The sequence below is a fragment of the Lactococcus taiwanensis genome (assembly GCF_014905395.1).
Taxonomy (GTDB): domain Bacteria; phylum Bacillota; class Bacilli; order Lactobacillales; family Streptococcaceae; genus Lactococcus; species Lactococcus taiwanensis.
Map to the genome: position 1 here is coordinate 39,959 of NZ_BNDT01000002.1, position 14,055 is coordinate 54,013.

The 14,055-nt window shown below is 37.6% G+C and carries 18 protein-coding genes and 1 tRNA gene; 14 read left to right on the forward strand and 5 right to left on the reverse strand.

Annotated elements, in window-relative coordinates; genetic code table 11:
* Positions 1 to 44 precede the first annotated feature (44 nt).
* The gene (locus JKP71_RS02475; RefSeq protein WP_200406927.1) at positions 45 to 248 is read left to right on the forward strand and encodes a DUF3173 family protein; all 204 of its coding nucleotides are present in this window, start codon (positions 45 to 47) and stop codon (positions 246 to 248) included.
* Positions 248 to 1,369 carry a tyrosine-type recombinase/integrase gene (locus JKP71_RS02480; RefSeq protein WP_200406928.1) on the forward strand — a complete coding sequence of 374 codons (1,122 nt, stop codon included), beginning with the start codon at positions 248 to 250 and terminating at the stop codon, positions 1,367 to 1,369. The genes JKP71_RS02475 and JKP71_RS02480 overlap by 1 nt, the downstream gene beginning before the upstream one ends.
* An 85-nt stretch (positions 1,370 to 1,454) precedes the next feature.
* On the opposite strand, the gene JKP71_RS02485 is transcribed toward JKP71_RS02480, so the two are convergent.
* A tRNA-Ser gene (locus JKP71_RS02485) sits at positions 1,455 to 1,541 on the reverse strand.
* A gap of 152 nt (positions 1,542 to 1,693) precedes the next feature.
* On the opposite strand from JKP71_RS02485, the gene JKP71_RS02490 reads away from it, so the two are divergent.
* Together JKP71_RS02490 and argH are read left to right on the forward strand one after the other, a co-directional pair.
* Complete coding sequence (locus tag JKP71_RS02490; protein ID WP_200406929.1) at positions 1,694 to 2,887, forward strand: argininosuccinate synthase; 1,194 nt, start codon at positions 1,694 to 1,696, stop codon at positions 2,885 to 2,887.
* Between the two features lie 40 nt (positions 2,888 to 2,927).
* The gene (argH, locus tag JKP71_RS02495; protein WP_200406930.1) at positions 2,928 to 4,307 is read left to right on the forward strand and encodes an argininosuccinate lyase; all 1,380 of its coding nucleotides are present in this window, start codon (positions 2,928 to 2,930) and stop codon (positions 4,305 to 4,307) included.
* Between the two features lie 16 nt (positions 4,308 to 4,323).
* Here argH and JKP71_RS02500 read toward each other — a convergent pair whose 3' ends face one another.
* Complete coding sequence (locus tag JKP71_RS02500) at positions 4,324 to 5,520, reverse strand: multidrug efflux MFS transporter (protein ID WP_075525127.1); 1,197 nt, start codon at positions 5,518 to 5,520, stop codon at positions 4,324 to 4,326.
* A 188-nt stretch (positions 5,521 to 5,708) separates the two neighbouring features.
* Between JKP71_RS02500 and JKP71_RS02505 the strand changes: the two genes are divergently transcribed.
* From JKP71_RS02505 to JKP71_RS02545, 9 genes are all read left to right on the forward strand, one after another.
* Complete coding sequence (locus tag JKP71_RS02505) at positions 5,709 to 6,284, forward strand: TetR/AcrR family transcriptional regulator (RefSeq protein WP_075525128.1); 576 nt, start codon at positions 5,709 to 5,711, stop codon at positions 6,282 to 6,284.
* A 122-nt stretch (positions 6,285 to 6,406) separates the two neighbouring features.
* A complete protein-coding gene (rnpA, locus tag JKP71_RS02510; protein WP_155724357.1) occupies positions 6,407 to 6,760 on the forward strand; it encodes a ribonuclease P protein component in 354 nt (117 codons plus the stop codon).
* A complete protein-coding gene (locus JKP71_RS02515) occupies positions 6,757 to 7,572 on the forward strand; it encodes a YidC/Oxa1 family membrane protein insertase (protein ID WP_075525129.1) in 816 nt (271 codons plus the stop codon). The genes rnpA and JKP71_RS02515 overlap by 4 nt, the downstream gene beginning before the upstream one ends.
* Before the next feature lie 91 nt (positions 7,573 to 7,663).
* The gene (gene jag / locus JKP71_RS02520; protein WP_075525130.1) at positions 7,664 to 8,590 is read left to right on the forward strand and encodes an RNA-binding cell elongation regulator Jag/EloR; all 927 of its coding nucleotides are present in this window, start codon (positions 7,664 to 7,666) and stop codon (positions 8,588 to 8,590) included.
* Positions 8,591 to 8,722: 132 nt separating this feature from the next.
* A complete protein-coding gene (rpmH, locus tag JKP71_RS02525) occupies positions 8,723 to 8,857 on the forward strand; it encodes a 50S ribosomal protein L34 (protein WP_003131818.1) in 135 nt (44 codons plus the stop codon).
* Positions 8,858 to 9,091: 234 nt separating this feature from the next.
* Positions 9,092 to 10,003 (forward strand): aldo/keto reductase, encoded by a 912-nt coding sequence (locus JKP71_RS02530; RefSeq protein ID WP_200406931.1) that lies wholly within the window; start codon positions 9,092 to 9,094, stop codon positions 10,001 to 10,003.
* A 285-nt stretch (positions 10,004 to 10,288) separates the two neighbouring features.
* Positions 10,289 to 10,555: an IreB family regulatory phosphoprotein gene (locus JKP71_RS02535; protein WP_075525132.1), complete on the forward strand. Its 267-nt coding sequence runs from the start codon at positions 10,289 to 10,291 to the stop codon at positions 10,553 to 10,555.
* Positions 10,555 to 10,986, forward strand: a complete 432-nt coding sequence (gene ruvX, locus JKP71_RS02540) for a Holliday junction resolvase RuvX (protein ID WP_075525133.1) — start codon at positions 10,555 to 10,557, stop codon at positions 10,984 to 10,986. Before JKP71_RS02535 ends, ruvX begins: the two co-directional genes overlap by 1 nt.
* Before the next feature lie 65 nt (positions 10,987 to 11,051).
* Positions 11,052 to 11,375 carry a DUF1292 domain-containing protein gene (locus JKP71_RS02545; RefSeq protein ID WP_075525134.1) on the forward strand — a complete coding sequence of 108 codons (324 nt, stop codon included), beginning with the start codon at positions 11,052 to 11,054 and terminating at the stop codon, positions 11,373 to 11,375.
* Between the two features lie 116 nt (positions 11,376 to 11,491).
* On the opposite strand, the gene JKP71_RS02550 is transcribed toward JKP71_RS02545, so the two are convergent.
* From JKP71_RS02550 to JKP71_RS02560, 3 genes are read right to left on the reverse strand one after another with little or no spacing between them, the layout of a single operon-like run.
* Entirely contained in the window at positions 11,492 to 12,256 is a 765-nt protein-coding gene (locus tag JKP71_RS02550; RefSeq protein ID WP_200406932.1) for an SDR family NAD(P)-dependent oxidoreductase, read from the reverse strand.
* A 19-nt stretch (positions 12,257 to 12,275) separates the two neighbouring features.
* Positions 12,276 to 12,587 (reverse strand): DUF2316 family protein, encoded by a 312-nt coding sequence (locus tag JKP71_RS02555; RefSeq protein WP_200406933.1) that lies wholly within the window; start codon positions 12,585 to 12,587, stop codon positions 12,276 to 12,278.
* A gap of 9 nt (positions 12,588 to 12,596) precedes the next feature.
* Complete coding sequence (locus JKP71_RS02560) at positions 12,597 to 13,382, reverse strand: SDR family oxidoreductase (RefSeq protein ID WP_200406934.1); 786 nt, start codon at positions 13,380 to 13,382, stop codon at positions 12,597 to 12,599.
* Between the two features lie 112 nt (positions 13,383 to 13,494).
* Here JKP71_RS02560 and JKP71_RS02565 point away from each other — a divergent pair, with 112 nt between their 5' ends.
* A complete protein-coding gene (locus tag JKP71_RS02565; protein WP_200406935.1) occupies positions 13,495 to 14,040 on the forward strand; it encodes a TetR/AcrR family transcriptional regulator in 546 nt (181 codons plus the stop codon).
* Positions 14,041 to 14,055 lie beyond the last annotated feature (15 nt).

Genomic DNA, 14,055 nt, shown 5'->3' on the forward strand with positions numbered 1-14,055 from the left:
TTTTTTTTTTGCGTTGTATGAAATAAGTAAAGGAAAATAATACTATGAATCAAAAATTGATAAATAAACCAATAATTACAAGTGATGATTTGGAAAAATTAGGCATACCACCAACGCAAGCTAAGAGAGTGATACATGACGCAAAAAAGAATGCTGTATCAGAAGGTTTCTCTTTTTATAGGGGTAAACAAAATTTTGCTCCTTCTAAGTTTGTGTGTGAAATTATTGGAATAGGAGAGGTTGCATAATGGCGACAATTCGATATAGGCAACGTGGAGTAAAAAAACTGTGGCATTTCGAAATCAGAGATGAGACAGGAAAAAGCATTGCTTATCGGGGAGGTTTTAAGACAAAACGAGCAGCACAATTAGTAGGAAGTCCGATCTTTCAGGAAATACAAAAAGGAACTACGCTTAATAGTAACATGAGTTTACCTCAACTCTATAGACAGTGGTATGACTTGAAAGTAAAAAATAGTGGTAGAAGTAAGGCAACTTTACAAAAATATTTACAGTATGAGCAAAAAATCGTTGAATACTTAGATTACCCAGTGAGTGGCATCTCACCTACGCTTTATCAAAAACAGTTAAATATTATTGGAAAAAATGTAAATAGGAGTTTTCTTAGCCTAATGACAAATGCTGTCAGAAAAGCAATTCAAATGGCGAAAGCAGATAAAATATTTGTAGAAGACTTTACTGTTGGAGTTGAATATTTCTCAAGTAGGGAAGAGAAGGCTTCATCAGAAAAGTACCTGCATAAGTTTTCAGATATAGAGCTAGTTTTAGAGACTTTAAAGTCTGAAATGGATTATAAGCGAAGTGTTATAAGATATTACCTTTACTTATTGTTTACAACAGGGATGCGCCCAGGTGAATTGCTAGCTCTTACTTGGGATCATGTGAATTTTGAGGAGCAGTTATTATATACAGATAAACGTGTAAATTCAAGCACTTTAGAGGTTGTTGCACCTAAAACTACTAATTCTATCCGTTATGTACCAATTAATAGTGATTCTATTTTAGTATTAAAGGAACTAAAAAATGAGCAAGAGTTGACTAATAATCAATTAGGAATAAAGAATGTGCATAATTATGTTTTTCAACATTATGGCTTAAAGAAGGAGATTCCTACAAATGCTAGCTGTAACAAAATTTTGAAAAAGGTATTAAATCGTTTAAATATTAAGCCGGTCATAACTGTTTACGGTGCAAGACATACTAGAGCAACTTATTTGATAAACAAAGGGATTCCACTAGATGTTATTGCTAAAGTTTTGGGGCATACAGTTGAAGAGTTGACACGTACATATAGACATCTTTTGTCAGAAACACGTGAACAGGGCTATGAACAGATAAAAAAATTATAAAATAAAATGGGGCAAATTTGGGGGCAGGACAAAAGAAAACCACCTGTAATGAAGTAACAGGTGGAAAAGGAGTAAGCTGGTATTAAGGAGTCAAGGGGATTTGAACCCCTGCGCCGCTTTACACGGTTCGCTGGATTTCGAGTCCAGTGCATTACCACTCTGCCATGGCTCCATTCCTTTATTGTAATTCCATTATAGCATACATTCCAAACGGAGGACAGCAAAATGCATAGCTCGAAAAAACGCATAAATATTCAATAGTATTGACAAATGAATATTTATGCCATATAATTGTATTTAAATTAAATGGAAAGAAGCATATCTATGGAAAATAAAAAATTAGTACTAGCTTATTCGGGAGGTTTAGATACCAGTGTCGCTGTAAAATGGTTGTCAGAAAAGGGATTTGATGTCATTGCGGCATGTATGGATGTAGGTGAAGGGAAAGATTTAAGCTTTATTCAGCAAAAGGCCTTAAAAGTTGGTGCTGTAGAATCCATCGTTTTGGACTGTAAAGCCGAGTTTGCAGAGCAATTCGTCGGGGTGGCATTAAAAGGGAATTTGATGTATGAAAATAAATACCCATTGGTTTCTGCCTTAAGTCGTCCACTGATAGCTAAAAAATTGGTAGAAGTTGCCAAAAAATATAAGGCTATGGCTATTGCTCACGGTTGTACAGGGAAAGGGAATGATCAGGTGCGTTTTGAAGTAGCAATCCATGCGTTGGCACCAGAAATGGAAGTAATCGCCCCTGTGCGGGAGTGGCACTGGGCACGTGAGGAAGAAATCAATTATGCTATCCAAAATCATATTCCGATACCAGCGGATTTGAATAATCCTTACTCGATTGATATGAATTTATGGGGGCGTGCAATTGAAGCTGGAGTTTTAGAAAATCCGTGGCATACTTGCCCGGAGGAGGCATTTTTTATGACTTGTGCAGTAGAAGATGCTCCTGATAATCCAGACTATTTGGAGATTGATTTTGTTGAAGGTCTTCCAGTAGCCTTAAATGGTGAAAAATTGCCTTTGCATGAAATTATACAAAAAGTGAATATTATTTCGGGGAAACATGGAGTAGGTCGGATTGACCATGTAGAAAATCGATTAGTAGGGATTAAATCTAGAGAATTTTATGAATGCCCGGGTGCGCTAACTTTACTTCAGGCTCATAAGGATTTGGAAGATTTGACCTTTGTCCGTGAAGTATCCCATTTTAAACCGATCATCGAAAATGAGCTATCGAATTTAATTTACAATGGGCTTTGGTATAATCCAGCAACACAAGCGATGATTGCTTATCTCGAAGCAACACAAAAAGTTGTAAATGGGACCGTAAAAATTAAATTGTATAAAGGTTCGGCAACACCTGTTGGACGAAAATCTGCCAATTCTCTTTATGAAGAAAAACTAGCAACTTATACAGCGGCTGACGAATTTGATCAGGCAGCTGCTGTTGGTTTTATCAAACTATGGGGACTTCCAACAAAAGTGAATGCCCAAGTTAATAAAAAATAAGCCCGTCAGTTTACTGACCGGTCTGTAAGAAGGCATATAAATGACAGAGAAACTATGGGGAGGACGCTTTGAGGCGTCTTTAGATGAAGCAACAGAAAATTTTGGTGCATCTATTAAATTTGAACAGCGGCTAGCATATTTTGATTTACAGGGATCATTAGCACACGCAAAAATGCTTGGTGCAACTGGCATTGTAACGGACAAAGAAGCTCAAATAATTTCTGATGGGTTGAAAAGTTTACAACAACGACTTCTTGAAGGTAGAATTGAGTTCAAAACTGAAAATGAAGATATCCATATGAATATGGAACGCTACCTAAGAGAGGAGATCGGGCCGGTGGCAGGCAAATTGCACACGGCGCGTTCCCGAAATGATCAGGTGGCGACGGATATGCATCTTTACTTGAAATCAGTGGTGCACCAAGGCTTAGAAAAGTTAAAAAAATTGAGAACGACCCTTGTCAATCTAAGTGTAAATCATGTTGACACGATATTGCCTGGCTACACTCATCTTCAGCGCGCTCAACCCATTTGTTTAGGTCAACATTTTATGGCCTATTATCAGATGTTTACTAGGGATTATGAACGTTTTGAGTTTAATCTTAACCATATTGATATTAATCCGTTGGGCGCTGCTGCGCTAGCTGGGACAACATTTCCGATTGACAGGAAGTTGACAACTCAATTATTGGGCTTCTCCAAAGCCTATGACAACGCTATGGATGCTGTTTCTGATCGTGATTTCATCTTAGAATTTTTATCTAATGCGAGTATGTTAATGATGCATTTATCAAGGTTTTGTGAGGAAATTATTTTGTGGTGTTCTCAAGAGTTTCAGTTTATCACTCTCTCGGATCAATATTCAACCGGCTCTTCTATCATGCCTCAAAAGAAAAATCCCGATATGGCGGAATTAATTAGGGGGAAGACTGGTCGCGTTTATGGTAATCTTTTGGGCCTTTTAACAGTGATGAAAGGTTTACCTTTAGCTTACAACAAGGACTTGCAAGAAGATAAAGAAGGGATGTTTGATACAGCGGATACTCTACTTATGGTGTTGTCAGTAATGGATGGAATGATGTCAACGATGACTGTCAACGTTGACAATATGGAAAAAGCAACTCATCAGGACTTTTCCAATGCAACGGAGTTAGCCGATTATCTCTCAACTAAAGGGATGCCCTTCAGAGAGGCTCACGCGATTGTTGGACAAATGGTTCTTCATTGTCTTAAAGAAGGAAAATATCTTCAAGATGTTAGTTTAGAGCAGTACAAAGCAATGTCTCCTCTAATAGAAAAAGATGTTTATGAAGTTTTAGATCCTAGAGTGGCTGTAGCGCGCCGAACTTCACTGGGAGGGACTGCTTTTGAATCTGTCAGGGCACAAATTAAACAAGCAAAAAGTGAACTTAGAAGATAAAGTTCACTTTTTGTAATTAAGAATGTTTTGCCAGCTCTTTTGTATGAGAAAAGTAGTTAATAAGGTTAAAGACGACAAGAATGGCTGATCCTACAAAGACATACCGATAATCAATAAAACCGGCGATTGCAGATCCAAGAAGAGGTCCTGCAAAGGCACCAATGGATTGCGCGGATTGGTTATAAGAGAAAATTCTTCCCGTGACTGCCTGAGGTGATTCTTTAGCAAGAATTGCTTGTACAGAAGGTAAAATGGCGGCATCAGATATCCCCACTAGCAGACGCATGACAATAAGGAACCAAATGTTTGTAGTAGTTGCGGTAACGGAAAATACGATAAATGAGAAGATTAATCCGAAACCTAAAATTTTACGTTGGCCGACCTGATCTCCCAGACGTCCCAAAAAGGGCGCGGCAATGAGTGTGACAATACCAGGCGCAGCAGCAACTATACCCGCCATAAAGGTAATGTTGCCTTGACCATGCATCAATTCTTGTACGTAGAGTGAAAGCACAGGGTTGATTGATTGGTTTGTCATTTGAGTAATTAATGTGGCAAAAAACATTCCCCAAATGACGGAAGGATGGGCGATGACTTTCCAAACTTCTGAAGCTGATAGCATGTCTTTCTTTTCAATAGGTTTAAAGGTTTCTTTTACAAAAAATAGTGCTAGGAAAAAAACAAGAAACATGATTATACCAGTTACACTAAAGACACGACGGTAGCCAGTAAAATTAACCAGTATCCCACCAACAATTGGTCCAATTAAAGTACCAGCGACTGATCCTGTTGTAAGTAGGGATAGCACAGAACCAGACTTTTCTTTCGGAGCTGAGCTTGCCATAAGTGCCATGGAGTTAGAGATGAACCCAGAGAAGGCCCCTAATAGCATACGGAGAATGAGAAGCTGCCAGGCGGCAGTGACAAAGGCCATTAAGGAAATAACCACAGCCATTCCTAATGAAGCGCGTAAAAGCATGAGCTTGCGCCCTTTTTGGTCAGCCAGCCTCCCCCACAGCGGAGAAACGATGGCTAAAACAATAAATGTAGAAGAAAAAACAAGACCCGACCAGATGTTGAGTTCTGTTTTGCTATAATTTCCTAAAGTGCTTATATAAAGTGATATAAAGGGTGCGATGAGACTGGAGCCAATGCCAGTCATAAATGTACCGAACCACAGGACAACTAAGTTTCTTTGCCAAGATTCTTTCATGATTTTGATAACTTCTTTCTTGAAAGGTTAGTAGCTTCATTATAAAACTATCTTTAGTAGTTTGTCAATGATGAAGCGTCACTTGAAAAATATTTGAAATAGTTTTATACTAAATGATATGACTGAGAGGCCAAGGGGATAAACCTTTTTCTTTTAGTGGTATGCATAAGTTTGAAAGGAAACTGATGATGGCAAGAATTGCATTAAATCGTGACAAAATTGTTCAGGCAACCATCCAGTTAGCAGGAGAAATAGGTTTATCAAATGTAAGCTTCCCTCGATTAGCTGAGTTTTTTGGTATTAAAGCGCCTTCTCTTTATAATCACTTTAAAAATATGGAAGAGGTACGGGTGGCAACGGCAGTATTTCTTCAAAAAGAGCTAAACTATGAGTTGACCCATGCTATGGTTGGACTGACACCTTTAGCAGCCTTACAAGCTTATGCTGTAAGTTATAAAAAATTTGCTGAAAAATATGAGGCCGTGTATGAATTAGTTAATGTGATTCACCAAACAAATAACGAAGAATTGGAAACTTTAGCTCGGGAAAATATCCGATTGGTTCGAAGAAGCTTGGAAAATTTCGAGTTATCTGAAGAAGAAAATTATCACATCAGTCGCATGTTCCGCTCAACGCTACACGGGTTTATTACACTTACGCAACTGGGATATTTCAGAAATTCGGGTTCTATCTCTAAAGAGGAATCCTTTAAATATATGGTTCATCAACTACTAGCCCCATTGGCTTTGCGAAAAGAAGAATAAAAGTGAAAAGGCCCCTCAGCGAAGAAATTAATTGTGAAAGAGCGTTTTCATATCTAATAGTGACTTTTTAGCAACTTTATGATAAAATTAAAACGATAATTTCTAGAATGGGAGAGAGTGGCTTGGCTATCAAAAAAACATATCGCGTGAAACGCTCTAAAGATTTTGATCAGATTTTTTCAGCGAAACATAGCTTTGCCAATAAACGATTTGTTGTTTATAAGTTAAAGGCAGATCAGCCTCATTTTCGTGTGGGTTTATCAGTAAGCAAAAAATTAGGACATGCAGTGATGCGCAATCGGATTAAACGTTTATTACGTCATGCAATCGCTGATTTTTCTCCTTATTTGGCTGATGAAGATTTTGTGATTATTGCGCGTCGAGGCGTGGAAACACTTAATTTTGAAGAAATCAAGAAAAATCTGAAACACGTTTTGAAGTTGTCAAAAATCTATGTAGATGGAGAAAACGATTGAAAAAGAAACTTAGTTTGATCGGAATGGCAGGAGCTGCCTTGCTTTTACTTACTGCTTGTGGAACATCAGAAGTAACAAGTGGATCAAGTGGAATATGGGATCAGATTGTGTATGGATTTGCACAAGTGATTCGCTTCTTATCGTTTGGTGGATTGACCGGAATCGGTATTATTTTGTTCACGATTATTATCCGGGCGGCTTTACTACCGTTGATGAATGTACAAATCAAGTCTAGTCAACGGATGCAAGAAATTCAACCTGAGATTAAAAAAATCCAAGCGAAATATCCAAGTAAAGACATGGAATCTCGTCGTTTAATGAACGAAGAAATTCAAAAACTTTACGCTGAAAATAAAGTCAACCCATACATGGGATGTTTACCGCTGGTTGTTCAAATGCCAGTATTATGGGCGCTTTATCAGGCATTGTCACGTGTGGATTTCTTGAAGCACGGATCATTTCTTTGGTTTGATATTGGTGCTAAAGACCCAACGTTCATTTTACCGATATTAGCGGCGGTATTTACCTTCTTAAGCTCATATTTGATGATGAAATCTGCACCTGAAAAGAATGCAATGACAACATCTATGACTTACATCATGCCAATTTTTATCCTGATAATGGGGATTAATTTTGCTGCTGGGATTGCACTTTACTGGGTTATTTCAAATGCTTTCCAAGTTTTCCAAACGATGTTATTAGCAAATCCTTGGAAAATTATTGCAGCGCGTGAAGAAAAGCTCAAAGCTGAAAAGGATAAGATTAAAGCGCGTGAAAAAGCAATGAAAAAAGCGAAAGCAAGAAAAAAATAAAATAAAAAATCTTTTGACAGTTTTTATTTTAATTGGAAGATGTGCTAGAAATTGTCATTAGATTTATCATATTTACAGGAGTAGTTTTATTATGGCTATTTTTACTGGTGAAACGGTCGAAGATGCAATCGAACGTGGTTTAAATCGATTAGGTGTCAAGCGCGAGAATGTTCATATTCACATTGAACAAAAAGAGAAAAAAGGATTTTTAGGTTTTGGAAAGAAGCGAGCTCGGATTAATATTGAGCCTATCCATGAAGAAACAGTGCGTAAGGCGGATCATCTGGCACAACGTGGGGTGGATGAGAACATTAATTTGGGCGTACCTAAGGCTCAATCTGCAATGGAAGCAACTCTTGAGCTGAGTCAAGTTGTGAAAGCAGTACGTGCGGCAGAAAAAGAGCAAAATGGCGAGATTACTGAAGAAGAGCGCAACGCAATCATTGAAGTGGCGAAAAAAACAGTTGTGCAAAATCGTCAAGGCACAACAGATCTCTCTGAAGTTGTTGAAGCTGTGAAAGAAGAAGTTGCTGTTCAAAAAGAGGCTTCGAAAGAAGTTACTAATGAAGAAGAAAAAATTGCTTCGAAGATTTCAAGTTACTTGACAACCATCACACAAGAAATGGGAATTGCAACACGGGTCGCTGTGTCACGCGAGGGTAATTTGACAGTTTTTAATTTAACTTCTAATCATGATGCGCTGTTGATTGGTAAACATGGTAAGATTCTACAAAGTTTACAAATTCTGGCAAAAGCTTATGCTAATAGCATCTTGAATACCCGCATGAATATTGCAGTAAATGTAGGGGACTACCATGAAAAACGAAAGGCCTACATCGTAAGTCTAGCTCATCGTGCGGCAGAGCGTGCTCGCGGTGGCGAGACCGTCTATATCAATGACTTGCAATCAAACGAACGTAAGATTGTTCATACGATTATTGCCCAGGAAAAAGGGGTGTCTAGCCATTCTGAAGGTCAGGAATATAATCGCTATATTGTAGTGGCTAAAGAGATTTAGTCTTGACAAAAGACCTTTCATAGTGTAGAATTGTAAGGTATGCTTTTAATAGCAGTAAACTAAGATGAAAGGAACACCGAAAAGGTGGAGCTACTTTCAACCAAAAAGTGAAGTAGCCCAGGGACTTATATAATGAAACGTACTTACCAACCACACAAAAAATCTCGTAAGACTACTCACGGATTCCGTAGCCGTATGGCAACTAAAAACGGACGTCGTGTCCTTGCAGCTCGTCGTCGTAAAGGACGTGCTTCACTTACAGTTTAATACAGTTTAATCAAGAGGAATTCACGATTAAAGATGCGGATATTTTTTGTAAAACAGAACGTCCGCTGTTAGATGTAAATGAGAATATAAACCAGCTGATAGCTGGTTTTTTATTATTTCAAACTTAGTTAAGCGATTTCAAAAAATGTGGTATAATAATCTTAGTAGTAAATTATTGAAGAGTTCTTTTCTTAAAGTAGAAAAAGCTCTTTCACACAAAGGAGTCGTTCAATCATGAAAACATTTAAAATCGGTGAACTCGAAGCTTCACAAATTATTTTAGGTTGCATGAGAATCAATGAAGCGGGCAAAGATCCTGCGGCGGTTATTGAGACTGCGTTTGCTTCAGGGATTAACTTTTTTGATCATGCAGATATTTATGGGGGTGGGGAGTGTGAAACGCTATTCTCTAAGGCTTTGAAACAATCGTCTGTAAAGCGAGAAGAGATTATCTTGCAAAGCAAGTGTGGGATCGTTCCAGGAAAAATGTTTGATTTTTCTAAGCGACATATTATCGAAGCGGTGGAAGGGAGTTTACAACGTTTAGATACTGATTATTTGGATGCCCTGCTTTTACATCGCCCAGACACGTTAGTAGAGCCTGAAGAGGTAGCGGAGGCTTTTTACGAATTGGAAAAAGCAGGAAAAGTGCGTTATTTTGGGGTTTCTAATCAAAATCCAGGTCAGGTTGAACTATTGAAAACCGCAGTGAAACAACCTTTGTTATTTAACCAACTTCAGTTTGGATTAAAGCATACGGGGATGATTGATGCTGGAATTCATGTCAATATGAATGATGAAGGATCAGTCGTTCATGATAATGGAATTTTAGAGTATTCTCGAATTAATAAGATGACGATTCAGGCCTGGTCACCATTCCAATATGGTTTCTTTGAAGGCGTCTTTGTGGGAAATGAAAAATTCCCAGAGTTGAATAAAAAATTGGAATTTTATGCAGAAAAATATAATTCCACTCCAACGGGGATTGCCGTGGCTTGGATTAATCGCCACCCCGCCAATATTCAAACAATTATTGGAACAATGACAACAAGTCGAATCAAAGAAATTGCGACTGCCTCAGATATTGTGCTTAGTCGGGAAGAGTGGTACGATCTGTATATGGCTGCAGGTAATATTTTACCTTAGTTGCATTTTTTGACTTCGTTTTTCAAATAATGGTCTGTTCTGTTTTCGGCTGGAGCAAGTGATTTTTTTTGGTCTCGCTGAGGGAGAAACGGTTGAATTTGCAATGAAAATAACGTATAATTAATTATATCTAAGGAAATTTTAATGATAGATTGCTGTCAATATTTATCGAGCCAACTGACCACTTTGTCAGTGGCAATAGGAGTTTCATAAGTTGCTGACAGGACATATTATTGAGTTTTAGGCACATTTGGCTGGTCCAAATGATTTTAAAGGAGGTGTCTTATGAGTTTTACAGATGAAACGGTCCGTTTTGAATTTGGTGATTCGGACAAAAAAGAAATTAGCGAAACACTTGTTGATGTTTATAATGTACTTGAGGCAAAGGGTTACAACCCAATCAATCAGATCGTAGGTTATGTTTTGTCGGGTGACCCTGCTTACATCCCACGTCATGATGATGCCCGCAATAAAATTCGCCGCTTTGACCGTGATGATATTGTGGAAGAATTAATTAAGAATTATCTGAAAGATAATGGTGTGAATTTATAATGTTTGCACGTATTTTAGGCCTAGACGTTGGGACAAAAACGGTAGGTGTTTCAGTGAGTGATTTACTTGGCATGACGGCGCAACCTGTGGAAACAATCAAAATTGATAGTGATGCAGGGGACTTAGGCTTTGACCGCCTTGGCGAGTTGATTAAAGAATACAAACCTGAAAAGGTCGTTCTTGGCTTACCTAAACACATGAACGGCGATGAAGGAATTCGTGCTGAGGCTTCACGAGATTATGGAACAAAACTTTCGACTGAGTTTGGCTTGGAAGTCGCGTATCAAGATGAACGGTTGACCACGGCACAAGCTGAAAAAGTCCTGATTGATGGTGGTGTACGACGTAAAGATCGTAAAAAATCCATTGATAAATTAGCTGCGGTCTTGATTTTACAAAATTATCTTGATGCCCATGCCCTGAAATTTTGACTTTCATAAAAGGGCTGATGAAGCGGTAAGCTTCTCAAAATTGAAGGAACAGAAAAGGAAAACTAATGACGCATACACATGATCACGAACATGACCATAACCATGAACCTGACTATATTACTTTGGTAGATGAAAATGGAAACGAAAGCTTATTCCAAATTTTGATTACCATCGATGGACAAGAAGAGTTTGGTAAAAACTATGTTGTTTTACAACCCACAGAATTCGAAGAAGATGAACAAGGTCTTATCGATGTCTTGGCTTACTCATTTACTGAAAATGAGGACGGCACTGAAGGAGATTTGCAACCCATCCCTGAGGATGCTGAAGATGAATGGGATATGATTGAAGAAGTCTTCAATAGTTTCATGGATGAACAAGAAGATTAAAATAAAAAGCTGTCATGAACTGACGGCTTTTTATTTTTCCTTATCCTTTTTTGTAATTGTTAAAAAAGTTACTGACCAGCCTCTGTCAGTAACTTTTATTTGTTTCATTTGCACTTTTAGTCATTTTTAGCGATTTCTTGAATAACTTTATGAGAGAGACCTGGTTCATAGTTATCATAAATTGTTCCGTCAAAATTAATAATTTGAGCATTATGATTTTTATCATCAAAAATGAATTGACTAATCATTTGAGCTGTTTCTTCAGGAGATTTTACAAATGGATTGTCGCCAACTTTTGCCCCGTTCAAATCTGTTGCAACTGCACCAGGCATAACAGCAAAGATTTGTTTTTTAGATTGGTCTTTTTTGAATTGATGACCAAAAGCAAAGGTCATGGCATTTTGTGCGGCTTTTGAAGTGACATAAGCAAGTGGCATCCAATATTCTTGAGAAACAGGTACGGTGATGTTAATAATTTTAGCCTTTTCTGTCAGTGAATGTGGGAGCAGTTCTTTAATCACAGCATGTGTTCCCAAAAAATTGGTCTTAATTGTTTCTTCTAAATCAGTTGTTGAATAATCAAAAGCTGATTTTTCCATATCAAGATGCCCTTTATCTGAATGAATATTCCCAGAAATTCCAGCATTATTAATCAATAAATCAATATCTGTCAGTGCTGACAGACTCGTCAGTTGATTTAAGTCATCTAAATCTACTTTGACAAATTCGGCAGTAATTCCTTCGGCCTTCAGTTTTTCAACGGCTTCTTGTCCACGCGTTTCATTACGGGCTCCGACCAAGACTTCATAGCCGCGATGACCAAGGTTTTGAGCAAGTGCAAAACCAATTCCTTTATTTGCGCCAGTGATAAGTGTTTTCATGATTTTTCTCCTTTGAGTTTTAGTTGTCGCCTTCAGACATTTGTTGCTGGTCAATTAGATTGGAATTTAAAAACCAGTGACGGTGCCAATCTCCAGATAAAGCGGTAAAGGGAACAGGTTGTTGACCTGTTTTTTCTACTTTTTCTAGTAAATAATTTCGTAAAATCCAAGGGTCTTCGAGCCTTCTTTGTTTAAGATTAAATATTTTTTCAAGTTTTACTTCGCTAATTTTTAAATCAGTAGCAACTTCAGATTTGCTAAGTCCTGTAAGTTCAAAATTTTTACGGAGTTCTTTTTTGGTATGTTGCATTTGAAGGGGATTAAGTGACATTTTTCTTCTCTAATCTTTCATTTTGGGAAAATAAGTAGTGAGCATTTGTTGAGAAAGTAGTTGGGTGTTTTCGTCACTATTTACTTTGCCCATTTGGTGAAGTTGTTTAGCAAAACCAGCGTCAATCCGATCTAAGCCATTTTCAAGCCCGGCTAAAGTTTCACTAATTAAGTCTGAAAGTGCCATGTTATTGGGTGAGTCAGTATTTGTATGGCTTTCGAGATTTGTTTCAGCAACTAATGGTGGAACTAATTCGATGACTTTTAAAGTCTTTTCAAAATATTTAGCTTGTTCTCGAAGCGCATCAGAGTAAAAATGAACCCCAGCTTTGGTCAAATTGTAAATAGGGTGTGCACCGTCAGCCAGATTTGATAATCCTGATGAAACATTAATGACCAGTCCATCATTAGCGACAAGGGTGTTCAAAAATGCTTGTGTCACAGCAATTGTTCCTAACAAATTAATATGAATTTCTTCTGTCAGCACTTCCAGAGAATCATCAGCTTGTTCAAACAAATTAATCGCACGCATAATTCCGGCACAGTTCATAATGACATCGAGTTGAGGGAAATTTTCTTTGGTGAAGTTGACTAATTGGGGGAGGGAGTTTTGGTCAGCAACATCACTGACAAATCCTGTAAAAGTTGGATTTTCATTTAAAATTTGATTAAGACGTTTTTCATTTCTGGCGGTAATGATGACTTTATTTCCTAATTCGGAAAACTTTTTAGCAAAACCAAGTCCGATTCCGCTTGTGCCACCTGTGATTAAAATTGTATGTCCTGTAAATGTCATGATTTCTCCTTTTTTAATAGGTTATTTTTTTTGTCTTTTATAACCAGCAAAATGAATTATAAACTAGAAAGTTATATTTGTCAAGAATTATAACTTATGATACAATTAATTTATGAATACACGTGAAAAGATATTAGGAAAAACAGAAGAATTTATCTTAGAGCATGGAATAGAGAAACTCACCATTTCAAAAATTGCTCAAGAACTCAATATTAGTCAACCGGCTATTTATAAGCATTTTAAAAGTAAAGAGGAGCTTTTAACGATACTTGCCCTTCGTTGGCTCAATGGTCAGACACTTGTAAAAATATTTCCTTTTGACACAAGCAAGTATGAACATCAAAAAGAGATTGTTCATGACTGGCTCTGGTCAGTCGCGAGTGCCAAATATGAAGCACATCGAAAAACTCCAGAAATGTTTGCCTTATACACAACCTACATTGGAGAAAATTTAGAATTAGGGCGTAAACATATTTTAGAAATGGTTGAGAGTCTAAAGACAGCTGCTCAATTGGAAACAGAAGAAGAGGCTGGTGCTTATATCCAAGCGTTTGCTTATTTTCACCACCCCAAAATTGCCCCACAGTGGGATGACCAATTTCAAAATCAATTTGAAAAGCTTTGGACTTTGCTTGAACCGAATTTAAATGCCTTTTAAGTTTACTGACAGCTC

Excerpts from the sequence above, each read along its gene's own strand:
- jag (WP_075525130.1), top strand. The coding sequence starts at position 7,664 with ATGGCTATTTTTACTGGTGAAACGGTCGAAGATGCAATCGAACGTGGT.
- argH (WP_200406930.1), top strand. The coding sequence starts at position 2,928 with ATGACAGAGAAACTATGGGGAGGACGCTTTGAGGCGTCTTTAGATGAA.
- JKP71_RS02565 (WP_200406935.1), top strand. The coding sequence starts at position 13,495 with ATGAATACACGTGAAAAGATATTAGGAAAAACAGAAGAATTTATCTTA.
- JKP71_RS02475 (WP_200406927.1), top strand. The coding sequence starts at position 45 with ATGAATCAAAAATTGATAAATAAACCAATAATTACAAGTGATGATTTG.
- JKP71_RS02505 (WP_075525128.1), top strand. The coding sequence starts at position 5,709 with ATGGCAAGAATTGCATTAAATCGTGACAAAATTGTTCAGGCAACCATC.
- rpmH (WP_003131818.1), top strand. The coding sequence starts at position 8,723 with ATGAAACGTACTTACCAACCACACAAAAAATCTCGTAAGACTACTCAC.
- JKP71_RS02490 (WP_200406929.1), top strand. The coding sequence starts at position 1,694 with ATGGAAAATAAAAAATTAGTACTAGCTTATTCGGGAGGTTTAGATACC.
- ruvX (WP_075525133.1), top strand. The coding sequence starts at position 10,555 with ATGTTTGCACGTATTTTAGGCCTAGACGTTGGGACAAAAACGGTAGGT.
- JKP71_RS02500 (WP_075525127.1), bottom strand. The coding sequence starts at position 5,520 with ATGAAAGAATCTTGGCAAAGAAACTTAGTTGTCCTGTGGTTCGGTACA.
- JKP71_RS02535 (WP_075525132.1), top strand. The coding sequence starts at position 10,289 with ATGAGTTTTACAGATGAAACGGTCCGTTTTGAATTTGGTGATTCGGAC.
- JKP71_RS02550 (WP_200406932.1), bottom strand. The coding sequence starts at position 12,256 with ATGAAAACACTTATCACTGGCGCAAATAAAGGAATTGGTTTTGCACTT.
- JKP71_RS02545 (WP_075525134.1), top strand. The coding sequence starts at position 11,052 with ATGACGCATACACATGATCACGAACATGACCATAACCATGAACCTGAC.
- JKP71_RS02480 (WP_200406928.1), top strand. The coding sequence starts at position 248 with ATGGCGACAATTCGATATAGGCAACGTGGAGTAAAAAAACTGTGGCAT.
- JKP71_RS02555 (WP_200406933.1), bottom strand. The coding sequence starts at position 12,587 with ATGTCACTTAATCCCCTTCAAATGCAACATACCAAAAAAGAACTCCGT.
- JKP71_RS02530 (WP_200406931.1), top strand. The coding sequence starts at position 9,092 with ATGAAAACATTTAAAATCGGTGAACTCGAAGCTTCACAAATTATTTTA.
- JKP71_RS02560 (WP_200406934.1), bottom strand. The coding sequence starts at position 13,382 with ATGACATTTACAGGACATACAATTTTAATCACAGGTGGCACAAGCGGA.